23 protein-coding genes are annotated in these 20,700 nt (G+C 64.4%); 13 read left to right on the top strand and 10 right to left on the bottom strand.

The genetic code is table 11. The features are described 5' to 3' along the window. Positions 1-15: 15 nt before the first annotated feature. A complete protein-coding gene (locus TO66_RS07005) occupies positions 16-792 on the top strand; it encodes an AraC family transcriptional regulator (protein ID WP_044461650.1) in 777 nt (258 codons plus the stop codon). A 21-nt stretch (positions 793-813) separates the two neighbouring features. Here TO66_RS07005 and TO66_RS07000 read toward each other — a convergent pair whose 3' ends face one another. Further along, positions 814-1,587 carry a GNAT family N-acetyltransferase gene (locus tag TO66_RS07000; protein WP_044461649.1) on the bottom strand — a complete coding sequence of 258 codons (774 nt, stop codon included), beginning with the start codon at positions 1,585-1,587 and terminating at the stop codon, positions 814-816. A gap of 443 nt (positions 1,588-2,030) precedes the next feature. Here TO66_RS07000 and TO66_RS06995 point away from each other — a divergent pair, with 443 nt between their 5' ends. The 3 genes from TO66_RS06995 (at position 2,031) to TO66_RS06985 (ending at position 3,711) form a co-directional block, all read left to right on the top strand. Beyond that, positions 2,031-2,534 (top strand): inclusion body family protein, encoded by a 504-nt coding sequence (locus tag TO66_RS06995; RefSeq protein ID WP_044461648.1) that lies wholly within the window; start codon positions 2,031-2,033, stop codon positions 2,532-2,534. 119 nt (positions 2,535-2,653) lie between these two features. Further along, complete coding sequence (locus TO66_RS06990) at positions 2,654-3,187, top strand: AidA/PixA family protein (RefSeq protein ID WP_044461647.1); 534 nt, start codon at positions 2,654-2,656, stop codon at positions 3,185-3,187. A 119-nt stretch (positions 3,188-3,306) separates the two neighbouring features. Continuing rightward, positions 3,307-3,711: a low affinity iron permease family protein gene (locus TO66_RS06985; RefSeq protein ID WP_044461646.1), complete on the top strand. Its 405-nt coding sequence runs from the start codon at positions 3,307-3,309 to the stop codon at positions 3,709-3,711. 71 nt (positions 3,712-3,782) lie between these two features. Here TO66_RS06985 and TO66_RS06980 read toward each other — a convergent pair whose 3' ends face one another. The 4 genes from TO66_RS06980 to fos all read right to left on the bottom strand — a co-directional run bounded on the left by TO66_RS06980 (position 3,783) and on the right by fos (position 7,079). Then, positions 3,783-4,307 carry a DUF4142 domain-containing protein gene (locus TO66_RS06980; protein ID WP_044461645.1) on the bottom strand — a complete coding sequence of 175 codons (525 nt, stop codon included), beginning with the start codon at positions 4,305-4,307 and terminating at the stop codon, positions 3,783-3,785. Between the two features lie 137 nt (positions 4,308-4,444). Next, positions 4,445-5,785, bottom strand: coding sequence for a sensor domain-containing diguanylate cyclase (locus tag TO66_RS06975; protein WP_044461644.1), 1,341 nt, complete (start codon positions 5,783-5,785; stop codon positions 4,445-4,447). 108 nt (positions 5,786-5,893) lie between these two features. Continuing rightward, positions 5,894-6,535 carry a LysE family translocator gene (locus TO66_RS06970; protein ID WP_044461643.1) on the bottom strand — a complete coding sequence of 214 codons (642 nt, stop codon included), beginning with the start codon at positions 6,533-6,535 and terminating at the stop codon, positions 5,894-5,896. A gap of 127 nt (positions 6,536-6,662) precedes the next feature. Further along, a complete protein-coding gene (gene fos / locus TO66_RS06965) occupies positions 6,663-7,079 on the bottom strand; it encodes a fosfomycin resistance glutathione transferase (protein WP_044461642.1) in 417 nt (138 codons plus the stop codon). Between the two features lie 135 nt (positions 7,080-7,214). Here fos and TO66_RS06960 point away from each other — a divergent pair, with 135 nt between their 5' ends. Further along, positions 7,215-7,454 (top strand): CopG family ribbon-helix-helix protein, encoded by a 240-nt coding sequence (locus TO66_RS06960; RefSeq protein WP_044461641.1) that lies wholly within the window; start codon positions 7,215-7,217, stop codon positions 7,452-7,454. Continuing rightward, positions 7,444-7,728: a type II toxin-antitoxin system RelE/ParE family toxin gene (locus TO66_RS06955; protein WP_044461640.1), complete on the top strand. Its 285-nt coding sequence runs from the start codon at positions 7,444-7,446 to the stop codon at positions 7,726-7,728. The genes TO66_RS06960 and TO66_RS06955 overlap by 11 nt, the downstream gene beginning before the upstream one ends. 128 nt (positions 7,729-7,856) lie before the next feature. Here TO66_RS06955 and yiaY read toward each other — a convergent pair whose 3' ends face one another. Next, complete coding sequence (gene yiaY, locus TO66_RS06950) at positions 7,857-9,005, bottom strand: L-threonine dehydrogenase (RefSeq protein WP_044461639.1); 1,149 nt, start codon at positions 9,003-9,005, stop codon at positions 7,857-7,859. A gap of 157 nt (positions 9,006-9,162) precedes the next feature. Here yiaY and TO66_RS06945 point away from each other — a divergent pair, with 157 nt between their 5' ends. Further along, positions 9,163-10,182 (top strand): DUF4917 family protein, encoded by a 1,020-nt coding sequence (locus tag TO66_RS06945; protein WP_044461638.1) that lies wholly within the window; start codon positions 9,163-9,165, stop codon positions 10,180-10,182. A 321-nt stretch (positions 10,183-10,503) separates the two neighbouring features. Here the strand turns inward: TO66_RS06945 and TO66_RS06940 are convergent, their stop codons facing one another. Next, positions 10,504-11,046, bottom strand: a complete 543-nt coding sequence (locus TO66_RS06940) for a helix-turn-helix domain-containing protein (RefSeq protein WP_044461637.1) — start codon at positions 11,044-11,046, stop codon at positions 10,504-10,506. A 160-nt stretch (positions 11,047-11,206) separates the two neighbouring features. Here TO66_RS06940 and TO66_RS06935 point away from each other — a divergent pair, with 160 nt between their 5' ends. Both TO66_RS06935 and TO66_RS06930 read left to right on the top strand, forming a co-directional pair. Next, the gene (locus TO66_RS06935; RefSeq protein WP_044461636.1) at positions 11,207-11,989 is read left to right on the top strand and encodes an aldolase; all 783 of its coding nucleotides are present in this window, start codon (positions 11,207-11,209) and stop codon (positions 11,987-11,989) included. Positions 11,990-12,014: 25 nt separating this feature from the next. Beyond that, on the top strand, positions 12,015-12,902 hold the full coding sequence (locus TO66_RS06930) for a dihydrodipicolinate synthase family protein (RefSeq protein ID WP_044461635.1): 888 nt from the start codon (positions 12,015-12,017) through the stop codon (positions 12,900-12,902). Positions 12,903-13,120: 218 nt separating this feature from the next. On the opposite strand, the gene TO66_RS06925 is transcribed toward TO66_RS06930, so the two are convergent. After that, positions 13,121-13,456, bottom strand: coding sequence for a YegP family protein (locus TO66_RS06925; protein WP_044461634.1), 336 nt, complete (start codon positions 13,454-13,456; stop codon positions 13,121-13,123). A gap of 215 nt (positions 13,457-13,671) precedes the next feature. Between TO66_RS06925 and TO66_RS06920 the strand changes: the two genes are divergently transcribed. From TO66_RS06920 to TO66_RS06910, 3 genes are all read left to right on the top strand, one after another. Next, positions 13,672-14,211: an RNA polymerase sigma factor gene (locus TO66_RS06920; protein ID WP_044461633.1), complete on the top strand. Its 540-nt coding sequence runs from the start codon at positions 13,672-13,674 to the stop codon at positions 14,209-14,211. Continuing rightward, a complete protein-coding gene (locus TO66_RS06915; RefSeq protein ID WP_044461632.1) occupies positions 14,208-15,167 on the top strand; it encodes a FecR domain-containing protein in 960 nt (319 codons plus the stop codon). The genes TO66_RS06920 and TO66_RS06915 overlap by 4 nt, the downstream gene beginning before the upstream one ends. Positions 15,168-15,285: 118 nt before the next feature. After that, entirely contained in the window at positions 15,286-17,853 is a 2,568-nt protein-coding gene (locus tag TO66_RS06910; protein WP_044461631.1) for a TonB-dependent receptor, read from the top strand. Positions 17,854-18,517: 664 nt separating this feature from the next. Here TO66_RS06910 and TO66_RS06905 read toward each other — a convergent pair. Together TO66_RS06905 and TO66_RS06900 are read right to left on the bottom strand one after the other, a co-directional pair. Then, positions 18,518-18,826, bottom strand: coding sequence for a ribbon-helix-helix domain-containing protein (locus TO66_RS06905; RefSeq protein ID WP_044461630.1), 309 nt, complete (start codon positions 18,824-18,826; stop codon positions 18,518-18,520). A 76-nt stretch (positions 18,827-18,902) separates the two neighbouring features. Further along, positions 18,903-19,484 (bottom strand): DJ-1/PfpI family protein, encoded by a 582-nt coding sequence (locus TO66_RS06900; RefSeq protein ID WP_044461629.1) that lies wholly within the window; start codon positions 19,482-19,484, stop codon positions 18,903-18,905. A 302-nt stretch (positions 19,485-19,786) separates the two neighbouring features. Here TO66_RS06900 and TO66_RS06895 point away from each other — a divergent pair, with 302 nt between their 5' ends. Beyond that, entirely contained in the window at positions 19,787-20,680 is an 894-nt protein-coding gene (locus TO66_RS06895; RefSeq protein WP_044461628.1) for a DMT family transporter, read from the top strand. Positions 20,681-20,700 lie beyond the last annotated feature (20 nt).

The raw sequence follows: 20,700 nt of genomic DNA, 5'->3' as shown, positions 1-20,700 counted from the left end.
CAAGAGCAGCCCTCGATGATCGATACCGCTCAACTGCACCGCCTGCCCGCCGCCATCGCCAGCCAGCCGCCCGAGGACATCCATGCCCTCCTGGACAGCATGGCCCTGGTGCTCCCGCTGCTCGACACCCTGTCCAACGCGGTGTTCTTCATCAAGGACCTGCAGGCCCGCTACCTCACCGCCAACCTGACCCTGGCCCAGCGCTGCGGCTACAAGAATGTCGCGCCGCTGCTGGGCAAGACCTCGGCCGAGGTATTCCCCGCCGTGCTCGGCCCGGTCTACACCGAGCAGGACCAGCGCGTGCTGCGCCAGGGCATCACCATCAAGGGCCAGCTGGAGCTGCACCTGTACGGCAGCCGCGAACCCGGCTGGTGCCTGACCCACAAGCTGCCGCTGCATGGACGCGACGGGCGCATCATCGGCATGGCCGGCATCTCCCTCGACCTGCAGGCCGCCCGCGATGCCCACCCGGCCTACGAACGCCTGGCCGCCGTGGACCGGCATATCCGCGAGCACTACAACGAAGCCATCCGCCTCGGCGACCTGACCCATATCGCCGACCTGTCCATCGCCCAGTTGGAACGCTACTGCAAACGCATCTTCCACCTCACCCCGCGGCAGATGATCCACAAGGTGCGCCTGGAACACGCCTCGCGCCTGCTGCTGGGCGAACTGCCGATCACCGACGTCGCCCTGCAATGCGGCTACACCGACCACAGCGCCTTCAGCCGCCAGTTCAAGGCCCTGACCGGCGTCAGCCCACGACAGTTCCGGCAGAACGCGGCGCATTGACCGGCGTCCGTAGCCTTCTGCTCACTCGCGGTAAAAGGTCGTGTACCCGAACAAGGGGCTGAAGCCCGCCTTGCGATAGATCGACAGCCCCTGCGCCGAGGCCTCCAGCACGCACAGGCCTGCCCCCTGGTCCTGCGCATGAGCCAGAGCGTGCTGAATCAGGGCACTGGCGTAGCCTCGGCCCTGGCATTCGGGACGGGTGCCGATGTCATCCAGCCGCGCCACCTCCGCCGCCAGCGACAGGGTCAACGAACTGACCGGCCGCGACTGCGCATACAGGGTGAAATGCACCAGGGGCTGACCCCTGTCCTGTGCCGCCCGGTGCCGGGCCAGGTATTGCCCCGCCCCCGCCTCGCCCGCCTCGAAGGCGCTTTCCACGGGACCGGCCCAGTCCTCCAGGTGCTCGTCGGTACGGCGGATATCGACATCCGTCCACCTCGGCATCGGCCTGGCATGAGCGCTCAGGTCGAGCACCATCGCCGTGGTCCGCTCGCCTTGCGACCAGCGCCGCTCGACCAGCAGGTCGCGGACCGGTGCCAGCAGCTCGTCGTGCACCACCACGCAAAAGGGCGACCCCGCGCGTTCGAGAAAGTCGATGCCGGCCACCAGCCCCGCCGCCAGGTCCGGCCCTGCCTGCTTGACGAACAGCAGGTTCAGACTGCTGCTCGCCACCCCCGTGCAGTACGCCGCCAGGCTTTCGTCAAAATGCCAGCATCGCTGGGAAATGGCCGAGAAAAAAAGCGCCTGCGCCTGATGATAGAGAGCCACCCTGCGGGACTGGGCAATGCTGGACATCCTGTTCGCTCCTGAGTCGGTCCGCGGTCCCTGTGCCGCCCCCGTCGAACCACGGTAAATCCGGGCGCCAGAGCGCTCCAGAAAATTTCTGTGAGGGTGTGTGAAGCGATGTATCCGTCACCGGCGAACGCGCGTTCCGCGATCAGTTTCAATCCGCACTTGATGGGCTGTTTCTTATCGCCGATCGATCGCAAAAGGCGGCGATCCCGACCGTTCGTCTCGCTGATGACTGGTGTTTTTGACAGCCCTCGGCCCCCATCTATAGTCCAGACGCGGCCTGTTGGAAGGAACCCGGGCCGTCAGACAGTAGGCAGGGAGCCAGGCCAGCTCGTATCCGTGACAGACGGGTTCCATGAAGAAGTGCGCACGTACAACGGCCGCAAGGCATCCCAACGTTGTTGTCTCTGGCACGCGCCAGACACTTATTGAAAAGGAGCTTCATCATGTCTCGAGTCACGGATATTCTCGTTTCGATCGACACTGAAACCATCCTGAAAAACTACCCGAACGTCAGCAAGAACCCAGCCGCGCCGACGCTTATCGACGTCAATCACGTCTATATGGTGACCAACCAGAACAACGTCGTCAGCGGCCAGGCCGGTGGTGAACTCAACCTCAAGGCCCAGGTCGGCGACCTCATCCGCTGGCGCGAAACCAGCCTCTCGCAGAGTTTCGAAACCGCAGTGGTGTTCTACAAGTTCGTCGGTGGCCAGGGCAACGACCTGATCTCCACCCCCACTCCGCGCAAGGCCGTTGCCTGCGTGGCGGTGCCCAACACCAGCAACCCTTCGGTGCCCAGTTGCCAGAAAGTGGATAACTACTACTGGTCTTCGGAAACCCTGGCCTGCGGCAGCGTCACCTACCACTTCAACTTCCTGATCGTGGATCGCAGCTGCCAGATCGTCGCCTGTTGCTCGTGGGATCCGTTCATCACCATTAGCAACTGATGCAAGCGGCCCCTTGGCGACAAGGGGCCAACCTTTCATGCGACTGTTCCGGCGCAAACAGGACGTCTCGCTCACACCGGAGCGATCGCTGCTCGTCAACATCATGCAAGGAAAACGTGATGTCTACCGACACTTCAGCTCCTGACACCGCGGTGGCCCACCTGCTGCTCATCGTCGATGCCGAAAGCCTGCTCGCCCGCTACCCGCAACCGAGCCCGGCAGCGGACACCCCCACCGCCATCGAGCCGGGCTTCATTTTCACCCTCGGCGGCGTCCACCAGCCCCAGGCCGGTGACGAGGCCTGGAACCTCAGGGCCAGCATCGGTCAGGCCTTTCATTTGCGCGGCCGGACCATCGCCCTGCGCGCCGAACACAGCGTGCTGATCTACCGCATCGCTCTCACCGGCAACGACGTTCTGTCGCCACCGGAACTGCAGGTCAAGCCTGCGCAGAACATCCCGACCCTCGACCTGGAAAACCTCGACCAGCCCATCGCCGGCACGGCCGACGATCACTTCTGGCGCTTTACCCACCTCACCCCCGGCGTCGAAACCTTCGGGATCAGCTTCATGCTGGTCGACACCGAGTGCCAGGTACTGGGGTATTTCCAGCGGGAGATCGAGGTGACAGTGACGGAAGCGGGAGCGCCCTGACTCGACCGGCTTCTCCTCCGGGGCCAGGGCCCAAGCCCTGCCCCCTTGGCAAAGAAAGAGAATTTTCCCGCAACCGCCGCTGTCAGAATTTCAAGCGCAGCCGCACAAGGGAAACCTCCATGAAATTTTCCAAGTTCTCGCAGAAGCTATCGATCTGGGCGGGCAGCCCACGGACCTTTCTCACCGCCGTGGCGTTGATTGTGCTCTGGGGCATGACCGGGCCGATCTTTCACTTCAACGATACGTGGCAGCTGATCATCAACACCTCGACCACCATCATCACCTTCCTGATGGTGTTCCTGATCCAGAACACCCAGAACCGCGATAACGACATGCTGCACCTGAAGATCGACGAACTGCTGCGCGCCACCAAGGAGGCGCACAACGCCTTGCTGAGCCTCGACGAGCTGGATATCAAGCAGTTGGAAAAGCTGCGCCAGGAGTACAAGAAGATGGGCGAGGACGAGCCCCTGGGCCTCGATGCGCAAGTGGACGCAGACCGGCAGGCCTCGCATCCCGGTTGAACCCGGCGGGGCGAGTCACGGCGGCGCAGGTATCGGCACGACCGTGAACGCCCGACCAGCCGGCAGGTGCGTCAACCGTCCAACTGGTCCGGGACCCGGCCGGCCTTGAGGGCCTTGGCCATCTGCAGATGGTTCTGCAGTTTCGGCAGGGTCTCTTCGGCAAAGGCCTTGAGCTCGGGGACCTCGGTGACTTCCGCCTGCTGCTGGATCTGCTCGATGGCGGCCTCGGTGGCCTTGACCTGGCTCTCGGCGTAGGCGGCGTCGAAGGCCTCGCCTTCCGGCACCTCGGGGATCAACGCCTTGGACTTGCTGATCAATTGCTCCCGGGGCGCGACGGGCAGGTCGAGTTTCTTGGCGATTTTCGCCAGGTGCTGGTTGGCGGTGGTGCGGTCGTTGATGACCACGATGGTGTAGTCCTTGACCGCCTTGGAAGAGGTTTTCTGATGGGCCAGGCGGCTGGCCTCGATGTCGGCCATGCCCTGGGTCGAGGCATCCTCGATGAACTCCGCGGGGGACTGGGCGAAAGCGGCGCCGGCGCTCAAGCCGAGCAACAGCGCGAAACAGCTGCGGGACAAACGGGTGGCCATGAAGCTCATGGTATCGGCCTCCTTTGTTGAGGTGACGGCGCGAGCGCCTGCACAGGACTTGAGAGTTTTCAGGCCCTCGAAGGTTTGAAAAAGTTGCAGGGGCCGCGACGAACGGTTACCCGCGCCGCGTCCGGGCCCGGGTTCCGTCAGGCGCGGGACGGGCTGCGCTGGGCACGCTTGGCGACGTACATGGCCTCGTCGGCATGCTTGAACAACTGTTTTTCATCGTGGCCATGTTCGGGAAACAGGCCGATGCCGATGCTCGGCAGAATGCTCAGTTGATGGCCGTCCAGGCGCAGCGGCTGGTTGAGTTGCTGGTGAATCTTGTCGGCGACCAGGGAAGCGTCCGCGGCCTGCTGGATGCTGCCCAGCAGCACCACGAACTCGTCGCCGCCGATCCGCGCCACCGTGTCGCTCTCGCGCACGCAAGCCTTTAGCCGGTTGGCCACGGCCTGCAGCAACATGTCGCCCACGGCATGGCCGAAGGTGTCGTTGACCTGCTTGAAGCGGTCCAGGTCGACATAGAGCAGGGCCATGCGCCCGGACTCGCGACGGGCACGGGCCAGGGCGCCGCGCAGGCGCTCGCGCAGCAACTCGCGGTTGGGCAACTGGGTGAGCTGGTCGTACTGGGCCATGTATTGCAGGCGTGCGTGCAGTTGCTTGCGCTCGATGGCCGTGGCGAGCTGGGCGCAGACGTATTGCAGCAGCTCCTTGTCCTGTTCGGTGTAGCGCTCGTCCCCCGGCGCGCTCTTGACGATCAGCGCACCGATGGTGCCCTTCTGCGCATTCAGCGGGACACCCAGCCAGCAGGGCGAATGCCGCGCGGCCAGGTCATCCGGCAAAGGCCCGGGAGAGTCGGGGGTCAGCAGCAAGGGCTGGCCGCTGCGGATCACCTCGGCGCACAGATTGCCGACCATCGTTCCCGGTTGCTCCGGGCAACGCTCGTGGTCGTCGATGTGGTAGGGAAAACTCAGCGCCTGGCATTGCTCGTCGTACAGCGCCACCGAGAAATTCAGCGCCGGCAGCCATTCACCGATGATCTGGTGCACGCGGCGAAACAGCGCGAGCAGGTCCTCGGCGGCATGCGCCGCCTCCGAGATCGCGTAGAGCGCCGCCTGCCGCGACTCGGCCTGCTTGCGTTCAGTGATGTCGCGCGCCACGGCGATGCGCAGCTGGTCGACCTCGGACCAGCGCGCCGACCAGAGGATATGCGCCACCTGCCCGTCCTTGCGCAGGTAGCGGTTCTCGAAGTTGGGCATGGGCTCGCCGGCCATGATCCGGTCCGCGGCCTGCAAGGTGCGCGCACGATCCGCCGGGTGCACCAGCTCGATCATGCGCCGGCCGACCAGCTCATCGGGCGTGTAGCCGAAAATCCGCTCGCAGGCGGCGCTGACGAAGACGAAACGGCCGTCGACGTCCACCGCGCAGACGGCGTCCAGCAGAAGGTCGATGAAACTGGCCAGGGGAGCGGATTTCTTGGTTGCCATCAGGGAACGACACTGCCTGTGCAAATGAAGCGCCGAGTATCAATCCCTGGGTTCTGGCAGCGGCGTGGCGCCGCTGCTCCGTGACTGTCGCGACCGTGCGGCCAGTCGTTACGCCTTGTTCGCCAGCAACCCCGGCACCGCGTGCAACAGGGCGTTGATGGCAAAGCCGATGAACATCACGCCGCAGATCCGGGTGATCGTCAGTTCATGACGCTGATACAGGGTCCGCACCTGCCGCGCCCCGACGATGCCAATCAGAATAGCGTATGCGCCGACGCCGCCGAGGAAACTGAGGAAGATCAGCCCCGGCAGCATCGACCACTCGAGCAGTTCGGCGCGGCTGGACAGCAGCGCGGTGAAGGTCGCCACGGCCACCGGGTAGGCCTTGGGATTGGTCAGGCCGAACAGGATGCCGTGCCAGAACGGCTGGCGCGCCGCGCCCTGGGGGGCCTGCTCGCCACTGCCGCGACGGCTGCGGATCGCCCGCAGGCCGAGCCAGAACAGGTACAGGCCACTGAGCACGCCGAGCACGTCGAAGGCACTGCTGCCGATCTCCCGCGCGCCGACAATGGCGATCAGCGCGGTGCTGCACCACACCACATCGCCCAACAAGTGGCCGCAAAGAAAGCCGGCCCCGGCCCGCCGCCCACGGGCCGCGCCGATGCCGAACACCGCCAGCACGCCGGGACCGGGGGTGATGCCGTAGATAAAGCCCGAGGCGAGGACGGCCAGTAACAGCGAAGAAGTCATGCCACACTCCGAAGCGCCTGGGATGGCGCGGTTTCGATCGCAGGATTCTGCCGGCTTGCGCGCCTGCGCACCACCCCACGATGGTCGTCACAGCGACAGCCAGTCGTCTCGAAACGGCAGCGGCCGGTCATTCGTCGGTAAAGATCCGCATTCCGGCATACGGCTGCCGCCGGCAGGCGCGCAAACGCGACGCCAGGTCGCCGACATGGGCCTCCAGCTGATGCCCGTCCGGATCGAGAAAGTAGAACGAGGCGCCTTCGCTGCGGTTGTCGCGCCATTCCCGCACGCCCGCGGCGCGCAGGCGCTGGACGAATGCCACGAAATCCCCGGCCTCGATGCTGAAGGCGTAATGGGTATAGTCCGGCACTTCCGCCGGGCGGCGCGACGGGTCCAGCGACAGGCACAACCACAGGCCCGGCAGCGACAGATAGGCGCCGCCGTCCCAGCGGGCGTCCAGGCGCAGGCCCAGCAGGTCGTGATAGAACCCCAGGCTGCGGTCCAGGTCGGTGACGGCGAGGGTCAGGTGGTTGAGGCCGGTGAGCATGCAAAGTCCTTGTAAGAGGAAGGTCCTGAAGCGTCTTGAATCAAAGCAGCGCTCGCACTGGACGAATGGCTCTGGCGGCGAGCCCCGATTGGCGATGTAGTATGTTGTATTACAAACCACTACATCGAGATCACCATGTCCGTCATGTCCTTGCGCCTGCCCGATGATGTTGCCGATACCCTGGCTCACTTGGCCAAGGCGACAGGCCGCAGCAAGTCATTCCTCGCTGTGGATGCCCTGAGAGAATATCTGGCCCGTGAAGCCTGGCAAATCGACGAGATTCAGAAAGCCCTGACTGAAGCAGAAGCAGGCGACTTCGTCAGCGCCGAAGAGCTGGATGGCGTACTCAACAAATGGACTGGCAATGCACGTTGAGTGGCTGCGTACCGCCCTCAAGAACCTCGATGACGAAGCCGCCTACATTGCACAAGACAGTCCTCAGGCCGCCGCGGAATTCGTCACAGCCATCCTGAGCAGTATTCAACACCTGGCCCATTTTCCTGCCAGTGGGCGCGAAGGTCGCCTGCCCGGTACCCGAGAGTGGGTGGTCCCCAATCGTCCTTACCTGATCCCCTACCGCGTACGTCAGGGACGCCTGCAGATACTGCGGATTTTCCATACCCGGCGCTTGCCGCCTGCCGGATGGTAAGACGAACGCCAGCCCCGGTTGGAGTGAGTGGGATCGCGAGCGCCCCCCATCGACGCCGCCTGGCGATGTTCCAACAATGCCGAACATCGCGAGCAAGCTTCGCTCCTACAGGGAATCGCGCTGCGTTTTCAGAATGCGTTGCGGAAGATCTCTTCGATCTGGCGCTGGTCGGCGGCGCGCGGGTTGGTCAGGCCGCAGGCGTCTTTCAGGGCGTTGGCGGCCAATACCGGGATGTCCGTCAGTTTGGCCCCCAGGTCGCGCAAGCCGCTGGGGATCTCCACGTCCCGGGCCAGGCCGCGAATGGCGCTGATGGCCGCTTGCGCCCCTTCCTCCGGGCTGAAGCCGCGGATGTCCGCGCCCATGGCGTGGGCCACGTCGGTCAGGCGCGGGGCGCAGACCGTTGCATTGAAGCTCTGCACATGGGGCAGCAGCACCGCGTTGCACACGCCGTGGGGCAGGTCGTAAAAGCCGCCCAGCTGGTGCGCCATAGCGTGCACGAAACCCAGCGAGGCATTGTTGAAGGCCATGCCGGCGAGGAACTGCGCGTAGGCCATGTTTTCCCGGGCATGCAAGTCGTGGCCATCGCGCACCGCCTGGCGCAGGTTCTGGCTGATCATGGTCACGGCTTTCAGCGCGCAGGCATCGGTGATCGGGTTGGCCGCGGTGGACACGTAGGCCTCGATCGCATGGGTCAGCGCGTCCATGCCGGTGGCGGCGGTCAGGCCCTTGGGCATGGCGACCATCAGCGCCGGGTCGTTGACCGACAGCAACGGCGTGACGTTACGGTCGACGATGGCCATTTTCACGTGGCGCTTCTCGTCGGTGATGATGCAGAAGCGGGTCATCTCGCTGGCGGTGCCGGCGGTGGTGTTGATGGCGATCAGCGGCAGTTGCGGCTTGGCCGAGCGGTCGACGCCTTCGTAGTCGCTGATATGCCCGCCATTGGTGGCGCACAGGGCGATGCCCTTGGCGCAGTCATGGGGCGAACCGCCACCGAGGGAAATCACGAAGTCGCAGGCGCTGTGCTGCAATTGCGCCAGGCCTTTCTCGACGTTATCGATGCTCGGGTTGGGCTTGGCGCCGTCGAATGTCACCGAGTCGATGTCCTGCATCGCCAGCTTCTCGGCGATCATGCCAGCCACTCCGGCCTGGGCCAGGCCGGCATCGGTGACAATCAGCGCCTTGCGAAAACCGTAGTTGCGAATCGCGACCATGGCCTCGTCGAGGCAATCGATACCCATGATGTTCACGGCGGGAATGAAAAAAGTGCTGCTCATGGCGCGTCCTCCAGGCTGACGCCGAATCGGCCACGCCGATCCGGCAAATACGCACAGGATCGACCCATGGATCACGAATGTTGTTGATCTGGCTCAAGGGTCGGTCGTGATAAAGTCGGCGCCCTGTACACCTTCTGCCTTGAGACGACGAACCGCGATGATGGATTTCCAGGAATTTGATACCGACCTTGAAGACTGGAACGCCTTGCGCGCCGGCACGCCGATCGCCGGCCTGCTGATCGGCAATGGCGCCAGCCGCGCGGTATGGGAAGACTTCGCCTACGACTCGCTGTTCGAGAACGCCCGCAGCGTCGAGGAAAAGCCCCTGAGCCCCTCCGAACTGAGCGTGTTCGACGCCCTGCAAACCCAGAGTTTCGAGCAGGTGCTGGGCGCGCTGAAGACCACCAGCCGGGTCAACAAGGCCCTGGCCGTCAGCTCCGCGGCACCCCGCAACCGCTATTACGCGATCAAGGAAGCGCTGATCAATACCGTGCACGCGGTGCACATTCCGTGGCGCCTGGTGCAGCCGGCGGCTCTGTCGCAGATCAACCAGGAACTGCGCCGTTACCGCACGGTGTTCACCAGCAACTACGACCTGCTCAACTACTGGGCGATCCAGCACGACGCCGAGGGCCTGGACGACCTGTTCCGGGGCGACGACCCGAGCTTCGACATCAGCCGCAGCAGCAGCGAACGCACGCGGGTGCTGTACCTGCACGGCGGCCTGCACCTGGTGCGCAACCAGGACGGCACTGCGCGCAAGCTGAACGCCACCGAAGGCACCCTGCTGGGCAATTTCGCCATCAACAACACCCTGAAGACCCTCGACGACGTGCCGCTGTTCGTCAACGAAGGCCCGGTGGCGGACAAGCTCAAGACCATCCGCGGCAGCGATTACCTGTCGTTCTGCTACCAGCAGCTGCTGGGCCATGGCGATGCGCTGTGCATCTTCGGCCACAACCTGGGACCCCAGGACAGCCACCTGGTCGAGGCCATTCGCCTGGCGGCGCCCAAGGCGCTGGCGATCTCGATCTACCCACGCAGCAAAGCCTTCATCCAGCACCAGAAGCGCCATTACGCCAAGCTGTTCGAGGGAGTGGCGACCACGCTGCGCTTCTTCGACGCCAAGAGCCATGCCCTGGGCAAGCCGGAGCTGTCGGTGCCGGTCGAGCGCTGAGATCTGCGGGCGGACGCCATCGTGGGCGAGCAGATTGCGTAGCTGACACACCACCTGTAGCCGCTGCCGAGCGCAGCGAGGCTGCGATCGAGGACGTAGTCCTCGCCAAACCTGAGCATGCGGTGGGCCAGGAAAATCTTACGGCCGCTTCGCAGCCGATCGCAGCCTCGCTGCGCTCGGCAGCGGCTACAGGACAGCGGTTCGGCGCCAATGGCGTAAAAAACCGCAATCCGTGGGAGCGAGGCTTGCCCGCGATCCAGGCGCCGCGGTCTGTCCGGGCTGGCGCCATCGCGAGCGAGCTTCGCTCCTACCATTGCCGGCTCAGTCTTCGCCGCTGTGCACCACCACCAGCAACTGCGCCTGGACATCGCCTACCGAGCGCAGGCGGTGGGGCTTTTGCGCGTTGAAGTGCAGCGCGTCGCCGCGGTTGAGGATGACCCGCTCGTTCATGAAATCCACTTCCACCTGCCCTTCGTGGACAAACAGGAACTCCTCCCCGAGGTGTTCCTTGAAGCTCTTGTCGGTGAACTCGCGGGGCGGATAGATGATGAACGGCAACAGGTTGCGCTCGCTGACCTGATGCGCCAGCACCGCATAACCCGGCGCCTGGTCGTTGGCCGCCAGCGACTGGCGTTCATCGCTGCGCACCAGGCTGTAGCTGTCGAGGCTGACGTGGTCTTCGGCGAACAGCTCCTCGACCTTCACGTTCAGCGCCTTGGCCAGTTTCAGCGCCGCAGCGATCGACGGCGTGTTCAAGCCACGCTCGACTTTCGACAGATAACTCTTGGTCATGCCGGATTTCTCGGCCAGCGCCTCGAGCGTCACGCCAAGTTTTTTTCTCAATAATTTCAAACGGATAGACATTTAGAACAGTTAACCCATCAAGGAGGCGACGATTTGTCCTTGCCAATGACACAAAGTGTCATATAGCCTCTTTAGTGTCATTTGCTTTCACCCAACGACCTTGCGAGCAGCGGGGGCTGGCAAATCCGACGTCCGTCTGAAACGACCAAGGGACACCGATATGGCCAAGACACTAGCATTACCCAAAGACCAACTGATCAAGCAAGCCTTGACCCAGATGCAAAACACGCTGGCGGATAATACGTGGACCGACCGGCAAAAGCTGGCCCTCACCTGCCGCATCCTGTTCGAGAACGGCCATGACTCGGGCCTGGCCGGGCAGATCACCGCCCGCGGCCCGCAGCCGGGCACCTACTACACCCAGCAACTGGGCCTGGGTTTCGACGAAATCACCGCGGGCAACCTGCTGCTGGTCAACGAAGACCTGGAGGTCCTCGAAGGCCATGGCATGCCCAACCCGGCCAACCGTTTCCACAGCTGGGTCTACCGCGCCCGCCCCGACGTGAACTGCATCATCCACACGCACCCGACCCACGTCGCCGCGCTGTCGATGATCGAAGTACCGCTGGAAATCTCCCACATGGACCTCTGCCCGCTGTATGAAGACTGCGCCTTTCTCGAGGCCTGGCCGGGCGTGCCGGTGGGCAACGAAGAAGGCGAGATCATCGCCGGTGCCCTGGGCGACAAGCGCGCCATCCTGCTGTCGCACCACGGCCAGCTGTCCACCGGCGCCAGCATCGAGGAAGCCTGCGTGATCGCCCAGTTGATCGAGCGCGCCGCCAAGCTGCAATTGCTGGCCATGGCCGCCGGCACCATCAAGCCGATCCTGCCGGAACTCGGTCGCGACGCCCACGACTGGATCTCCAAGCCCAAGCGCCACGCCGCCGCCTTCAACTACTACGCTCGGCAGAACCTCAAGCAACACGCCGATTGCCTGAACTAACCTCATTCGTCAAAGGAGCGTCGCCATGTCGAACGCAAGCATTCACGGCATCATCGGCTACACCATCACCCCGTTCACCGCCAACGGCGAGCAACTGGACCTGGACACCCTGGGCCGTTCCATCGACCGCCTGATCGACAGCGGCGTGCATGCCATCGCGCCCCTGGGCAGCACCGGCGAAGGCGCCTACCTGAGCGACGCCGAGTGGGACCAGGTCAGCGAGTTCAGCATCCGCCACATCGCCAAGCGCGTGCCGACCATCGTCAGCGTGTCCGACCTGACCACCGCCAAGGCCGTGCGTCGCGCACGTTTCGCCGAAGCCAAGGGGGCCGACGTGGTGATGGTCCTGCCCACGTCCTACTGGAAGCTCAGCGAAGCCGAGATCCTCGCCCACTACCGCGCCATCGGCGACAGCGTCGGCGTGCCGATCATGCTCTACAACAACCCGGCCACCAGCGGCACCGACATGTCGGTGGAGCTGATCCTGCGGATCTTCAACGCCGTGGAAAACGTGACCATGGTCAAGGAGAGCACCGGCGACATCCAGCGCATGCACAAGCTGCAACTGCTGGGCGAAGGCCGGGTGCCGTTCTACAACGGTTGCAACCCGCTGGCCCTGGAGGCTTTCGCCGCCGGCGCCAAGGGCTGGTGCACCGCCGCCGCGAACCTGATCCCGCAGCTCAACCTGGACCTCTACCAGGCGGTGCAGGACAACGACCTGGAGCGCGCCCGCGAGCTGTTCTACCGCCAGTTGCCGATCCTCGACTTCATCCTCAAGGGCGGCCTGCCGACCACCATCAAGGCCGGGCTGAACCTGACCGGGCTGCCAGTCGGCGACCCGCGCCTGCCGGTGTTCCCGCTGGACGAAGCGCGGCGCAATCAGTTGCAGGCCATGCTGCACGCAGTGCGTTGATCGGGCTTTCGCTGTAGGGGCGATCTTGCGGGCCTCATCGCCGACAAGCCTGGCTCCTACAGAAGCCGGGACACCGCCGCCCCCCTGTAGGAGCGGCCGGTCGACGCTCGATTGCTCGCGATAGCGGTGCATCAGGCACAACGCGCCCACAAAAGCAGCGCCCAACAAAAAGCCCGACAGGTTGTCCTGTCGGGCTCTTTTGTTTCAGGAATGGAAAATCAGACGGTCTTGTCCTTGATGGTGGTGGTCGGACCGTTGGTCTGCACACTGACGATGCCTGCATCCCGCGCCGCCTCGGACGAATAGCGCTGGCTATTGCCGATGACCTGATGGTTCGCCGCCTTGAGGTTGAAATACGGCTTGCCGTCCTTCGCCACTTCCTTGGCGTAGCGGGCTTCGTTGGGGCTATTGGCCTGCACCGAAGCGATGCCGTTTTCGGCGGCGCTGCGGGAGGTGTACAGCTCACTCGTCAAAATGGTTTCAGCGTTACCAGCCTTGAGCACGAAACGGAACTGACCGTCACTGCTTTTGCTCAATTCATACCATCCAGCCATGGTGTTGCTCCTGAGTATCCAAACATGCGAATGCATTTCGGATTAAAGCCTGTCTTTGCCGGATTACCAGCGTTTGGGGTGTGTTGCTGAGGCACGCCGCATCAGACCGGGAAAACCGCATCCGGTTCAGGACACGAAACTCATGCAGACAAATAGTAATAATTCTCGATATCATTCGCGACCTTTCTGCCCGGCAGCCCTCGCGAAGGATTTTCATGTCTCGCTTCAAGCCCGATCCCACCTCGGCGGACCCCGTCCGCGGGTTCTATGCGGACATCCTGCATTACCTGCGTAAACGCACGGACAACGCCAGCGATGCGGCGGACATGACCCAGGACGTCTTCACCCAATGGCTCGATTACCGCGACCGGGCCAAGGTCGAACAACCCCGCGCCTTTCTGTTCCAGATGGCGCGCAACCTGCTGCGCGATCACTGGCGCCGGCAGAAGGTCAGGCACAAGGTGCACCACGAACCCCATGCCGCGGAGTCCGAACCGCTGGCCGACGAACACCACGAGCCACTGCCGGCGGCCCTGCGCCTGCAACGCCTGGAACAATTGAAGGCAGCGCTCGCCGAACTCTCGCCGCGACGCCGCGAAGCCCTTATGCTGCATCGCTTCGAAGGCCTGAGCCAGGCGCAGATCGCCGAACGCATGGGCATCTCCCTGAGCATGGTGGAAAAACACATCGCCTTTGCCCTGCTGCACTGCAAGCAGCGCCTGGAACGGGAACACGGCAAGGAGCAAGCGCAATGACCCGTCATAGCGACACCGATCGGCCCGGCGACAGCCTCGACGCCCAGGCCGCGCAGTGGTTCACCCGCAACCGCGACGACCGCAGCCAGGCCAACCGCGAGGCCTTCCAGGCCTGGTCGAGCGAACCGGCCCATGCCCGGGCCTACGCCGAGTTCGAACGCCTGTGGGCGGACCTGGCCGAGCTGCAAACGCTGGACCGGCCGACGCCGCTGCCGCAGCGCAAGCAATCGCGCTGGCGCCCGGCCCTGGCGGTTGCCGCCGCGCTGGTCTGTGCGCTGCTGGCCATCGAGCTGGGCGCCCCGCCAGCCCTGCACTGGCAAACCATCGCCGCACAGGAGCAGGGCATGCGCCGCTTCGACCTGCCCGACGGCAGCACCCTGTACGTGAATGCCAACACCGACCTGCGCATCGACTTCAGCGCCCACCAGCGCAACCTCTACCTGGACCGGGGCCAGCTGTACCTGGAAGTGGCCGCCGACAAGGAACGGCCGCTGTGGGTGCATGCCGGTGCCGCCAGCGTGCGGGTGGTCGGCACCGGCTTCGACGTGCGGCGCGGCCAGAAACAGCTGGTGGTCAGCGTCGCCCATGGCCGGGTGAGCTTCACCCCCGACGGGCAGAAAGCCGATTCGTTGCTGCTCGGCGCCCGCCAGCAAGGCATTTATGACTACGCCAGCGGCACCCTGCGCGAACAGGCGCTGAACGTCGCCGAGGTGGCCGACTGGCGCAGCGGCCACCTGGCCTTTCGCAATCGCGACCTGGCCAGCCTGGTCGACGAGTTGAACCTCTACCGCCGCCAGCCGGTGCTGCTGGCCGACGGCGCGCTGGGCAGTTTCAAGGTCTCGGGCAACCTCGACGTCCAGGACCCGGATGCCCTGATCAAGGCCCTGCCGGCGCTGATCCCGGTACAGACCGTGCCCCTGGCCGATGGCCGCGTGCGCATCGAGGCCCGCCGCTGACACTCATATGCGAATATTTTGCATTCGCATATGAGGTTTTATTTTACTGACGCGTCTTCCTCCGGCCTGCGTTGTTTACGCACACCTTTCTGGCCTTTCAGCCACCCCGGGGGATTTCATGTTTCGCGCGCCTTATCACTTGCAGTTCATCTGTTCGCGTCCGACCCTGCTCGCCGCCTGCCTGGCGGTCAGCCTGCAGGGCCAGGCCCAGGCCGAATCGATCGCCTTCGCCCTGCCCGCCCAGCCGCTGGCGGCCTCGCTGAGCCAGGTGGCGCAGCAGGCGAAGATCCAGTTGCTGTTCGACGAAGAGTTGCTGCGCGAGGTAAAGGCCCCGGCGCTCAAGGGCGACTTCAGCGCCGAGGCGGCGATCCAGCGGTTGCTGGCCGGCAGCGAATTCAGCCTGGTCAAGGTCGACCAGACTTACGTGGTGCGCCCCGTGGAAAACAGCAGCACCCGCAGCTCGGCACTGCAACTGGGGGCCATGAGCGTCATCGGCAGCGGCCTGGAAGTGGACTCCGCCACGGTCGGCCGCTCGACCCTGAACCAGGCCGAGATCGACCGCCACCAGGCCACCAACATTCCCAGCCTGATCGCCACCCTGCCCGGCGTCAGCCTCGGCGGCTCGCTCAAGCCCGGCGGCCAGACCATCAACATCTGGGGCCTGGGCGATGCCGAAGACGTGCCGATGAGCGTCGACGGCGCGACCAAGAGCGGCTTCGAACGCTACCAGCAGGGCTCGATCTTCATCGAGCCGGAACTGATCAAGCGCATCGAAGTGGAAAAGGGCCCGCATTCCCCCGAGACCGGCAACGGCGGTTTCGGCGGCACTGTGCACATGGAGACCAAGGACGCCCCGGACCTGCTGCAGGAAGGTCGCGACAGCGGCGCCATGCTCAAGTACGGCTACAGCAGCAACAGCCATGAGCAGGCCTATACCGGCGCGGTCTACGGCCGCACCGAGGACCGGCGTTTCGACGCGCTGGCCTACTGGACCAAGCGCGACGGCGACGACATGAAGCTGGCCAGCGCCCAGCCGGACCCGCGCAACGCCTACCCGATCAACCCCAAGCGCCTGCCCAACACCGCCCAGGACCTGGATGGCGAGCTGTTCAAGCTGAACATGCAACTGACCGACGAGCATCGCCTGGGCTTGAGCTACATGCGTTCCAACAGCGATATATGGGCGCCCTTCTCGGCCAAGAGCTACCCGACGCCGCCGACCCGGAACGACATCGACAAGTACGGCTACGAGGGCGCCACCCGGCGTTTCCTGGCCCAGCGCAATACCGTCGACACCACCTGGCAGGCCAAGTACCAGTACACGCCGCTGGACAACCCGTGGATCGACTTCGAGGCCAAGTACTCCGACTCCAAGACCGACCAGACCGACGAGCGCGGCCCGAACGCCTTCGCCCAGCCCGCCTCCGGTGGCCGCAAGATCACCGTGGGCTACGAGGACAAGATTCTCGCGCTGAAAAACACCAGCCGCTTCAGCACCGGCCCGCTGGAACATGCCCTGACCCAGGGCATCCAGATCCGCAAGCACAGCCGCGAAGTCGACATGTGGATGCCGGGCAAGACCTATGAGGTGGCCAAGTACAACTACGGGCATTACCAACCCGGCTTCATGCCCCACGGCAAGGTCGACAACAACGCCTTCTACATCCAGGACGCGATCACCCTGGGCAATTTCACCCTGACCCCGTCCCTGCGCTACGACCACGTGCGCAACCGCGGGCAGAAGAACGATGCGCCGCTGTACAACAGCCCGGACCCGGTGGTCGGCCACGATTACGGCGACAAGACCTACACCGGCTGGTCGCCGCGACTGTCGGCGTTCTGGACGGTCACCCCGCAATTCGCCCTGTTCGCCGACTACAGCAAGACCTGGCGCGCGCCGGTGATCGACGAGCAGTACGAAGTCCAGGCCCCCGGCACCACCCGCTCGGCCACCAGCCGCGACCTCGACCCGGAACGCATCACCGCATTGCGCGCCGGCAACATCACCAGCTTCTCCGACGTCCTGACCCAGGCCGACAGCGTGCAGATCCGTACCACGGTGTTCCGCAACGAGATCAAGGACGAAATCATGAAGAACCTGGGGATCGGCTGCCCCGAGCAACTGAGCGGCGGCAAGAGCATCGGCCAGGTCTGCAACCAGCCGACCATCGGGGTCTACCGCAACATCGGCGATCTGACCATCAAGGGCTTCGAAGTCGAGAGCTTCTACGATTCGACCTACCTGTTCGGCTCGCTGTCCTACTCCTGGATCACCGGCAAGCATGAGGGCGCCTACACCAACCCTTGGGGGCCGGACGTCTGGGCGCGGGATATCCCGCCGCGCAAATGGGTCGCCACCCTGGGGGTGAAGATTCCGCAGTGGGACGCGCAAGTGGGCTGGCAGGGCCAGTGGGTGCGCCAGACCGACCGCGTACCGAGCGACAAGTACCCGGGCGGCCCGGCCAGCGCCGCGGGCGACGCCTACTGGGACCAGTACGAGAACGACCGCTACAACGTGCAGGGCCTGTTCGCCAACTGGAAGCCGCAGCAGCCGTACCTCAAGGGCACCGAGGTCAACTTCACCCTGGACAACATGTTCAACCGCGATTACCGCCCGCCCCTGAGCGGCGAAAACGCCTCCAGCCTGGGGCGTAACGCCAAGATCAGCGTGACACGGTTCTTCTGAACCGGCGTTTCCTGCCCAAGCCTCTGTAGGAGCGGCTGGTCGACGCTCGATTGCCTGCGATAGCGGTCCGTCAGGCACACCGCATCGCCGGCAAGCCTGGCTCCTACACCATCCGCGATCAGCGCAGGCCTGTAGGAGCGAAGCTTGCTCGCGATCGCCCGCATCACCACCGCAGGGCTGGCGACTACCGTTTTTTGTCAGCGACAGCTTGTTGGAAAACCAGGAAATTTCGCTTTGTTTTGTAGGGCGTTTCCGAGAGAAGCTCCAGCGCCTTTGAGCATCTTGTGCCCCTCAAAGCGTTCAGGCAGTCTCCCTCGGCCGCTGCGAATCAGCGGCCCGGATGTGGAAGTCCGGACCTGAAGAACATGCAATCCGTCTCAATCCGAACACCAGCGACGCTCGATGCTGGTGACCCGTGTTATGGCGGCCGTGCGTGGGGTACCCCTTGGGTACGCCGGTTCTTCAGTCCGGTCTTCCACACCTGCGCACGGCCGCCACCCTCCGACACGTCCATGCCTTCACCTGTCGCTCCAGCGAGGCTGCGATCGACTGGGGCGGCATTCCGATGTAGCCCCGTAAAACCGCGATATGCCTGAAGTGTGGTGGCGCCTGCTATGCAGGCGATCGCAGCCTCGCCAGGGCTCGGCAGCGGCTACGGGGCGGTTCAGGTCTTGGTGGTGCGGCGCACCACGCTCAGCTCCGGCGTAGCGCTGCGGCGCTGGCTCAGGTAGCGGGTGCAGCTGACCCGCAGGAAGGAAGCGAAATTCACCACCTCGCCGCGGTAATCCATCACCTCCTCATAGAGCTTGGCGATCAGCTGGTTGGTGGTCATGCCGTCGACCTCGGCGATCTCGCTGAGAATGTCCCAGAACTGGTTTTCCAGGCGCAGGGTGGTGACCACCCCGCAGATACGCAGCGAGCGCGAACGGGACTCGTAGAGGATCGGATCGGCTTTGACGTAGAGCTCGCACATATCGGGCGCTCCGCAGTGGAAGGTGGCAGACGGCGCCACTGTCCCGCCAGGAACACGGCGCCGTCCCGGCACTCGTTTACAAGGTGATTCGGGTGCCCAGCAGGCCGAGGAAACCGGCCAGCCAGCTCGGATGCGCCGGCCAGGCCGGGGCCGTCGCCAGATTGCCTTGGACATGGCTGTCCGTCACGGGGATATCGATGTAGGTCCCGCCAGCCAGGCGCACCTCCGGCGCACAGGCCGGGTAGGCGCTGCACTCGCGGCCTTCGAGAATGCCCGCCGCGGCCAGCAGTTGCGCACCATGGCAGACCGCGGCGATCGGCTTGCCGGCCTGGTCGAAGGCCTGCACCAGTTGCAGCACTTTCTGGTTCAGCCGCAGATACTCCGGAGCGCGCCCGCCAGGGATCAGCAGCGCGTCGTAATCGGCGGCCTCGACCTTGGCGAAATCGAAGTTCAGGGCGAACTGATGGCCCGGTTTTTCGCTGTAGGTCTGGTCGCCCTCGAAGTCGTGGATCGCCGTGCGCACGGTCTGCCCGGCCTGTTTGTCGGGGCACACCGCATGCACGGTGTGGCCGACCATCAGCAGCGCCTGGAACGGCACCATCACTTCATAGTCTTCGACGTAGTCGCCGACCAGCATGAGGATCTTTTTCGCGGCCATGGAACAACTCCTCTTCAAGGGAAAACAGGAGTGTTCAAGGTAGTCCTTATCGGCGATGCCGGGTAATAACCCGGTACTACGCCCCCAATGCTTCTGTAGGAGCGAGGCTTGCCCGCGATGAACGATGACGCGGCGGGTCTGGCAATCCGCGTTGCCTGGATCGCGGGCAAGCCTCGCTCCTACAAAAAAGCGCGCCCGGCGAACTGTACGGACAACTCTGCGTACAGCTGTAACAGGGCGCTGCGCAGGGTTTATGGCTAGATGAATGCCCCTGTCCTTCCTATAAGAAAACGGTCGCCATCATGTCTTCCCGTGAAAATACCGGCATGGCCCTGGGCCTGCTCGGCGTGGTTATTTTCAGCCTGACCCTGCCCTTCACCCGCATCGTGGTGCAGGAACTGCATCCGCTGCTCAACGGCCTGGGACGGGCGCTGTTCGCGGCGATTCCGGCGGCGATCCTGCTGCTCTGGCGCCGGGAACGGTGGCCGACCTGGCAGCAGCTCAGGGGTCTCTCCCTGGTGATCGCCGGGGTGATCCTGGGCTTTCCGGTGCTGTCGGCCTGGGCCATGCAGACCCTGCCGGCGTCCCACGGCGCGCTGGTCAACGGCCTGCAACCCTTGTGCGTGGCGCTCTATGCCGCGTGGCTGTCCCATGAGCGGCCGTCCAGGGCCTTCTGGGGCTGCGCCGCGCTGGGCAGTGCGCTGGTGTTGGGTTATGCGCTGATCAGCGGCGCCGGCAGTATCCAGGCCGGCGACCTGCTGATGCTCGGGGCGATTGCGGTCGGCGGCCTGGGTTATGCCGAAGGCGGCCGGCTGGCCCGGGAAATGGGCGGCTGGCAGGTGATCTGCTGGGCACTGGTGCTGTCGACACCGCTGTTGATCGGCCCGGTGTGGTACCTGGCGGCACAGCATCAGGGCGCAGTCTCGGCGAAGACCTGGTGGGCCTTCGGCTATGTGGCGCTGTTTTCGCAGTTCATCGGTTTCTTCGCCTGGTACGCCGGGCTGGCCATGGGCGGCATCGCCCGGGTCAGCCAGATCCAGCTGTTGCAAATCTTCTTCACCATCGCCTTCTCGGCGCTGTTCTTCGGCGAGCAGGTGGAGCCGGTCACCTGGCTGTTCGCCGTGGGCGTGATCCTCACCGTGATGCTGGGGCGCAAGACGGCAGTGCGGCAAGCAGCGCCAGCGCGCGCCCTGTAGCCGCTGCCGCCAGGTTCAGG

It is taken from the genome of Pseudomonas sp. MRSN 12121, assembly GCF_000931465.1.
Taxonomy (GTDB): domain Bacteria; phylum Pseudomonadota; class Gammaproteobacteria; order Pseudomonadales; family Pseudomonadaceae; genus Aquipseudomonas.
Note: the sequence above shows the minus strand (reverse complement) of the source record. Positions and strands in the feature narration are given on the sequence as shown.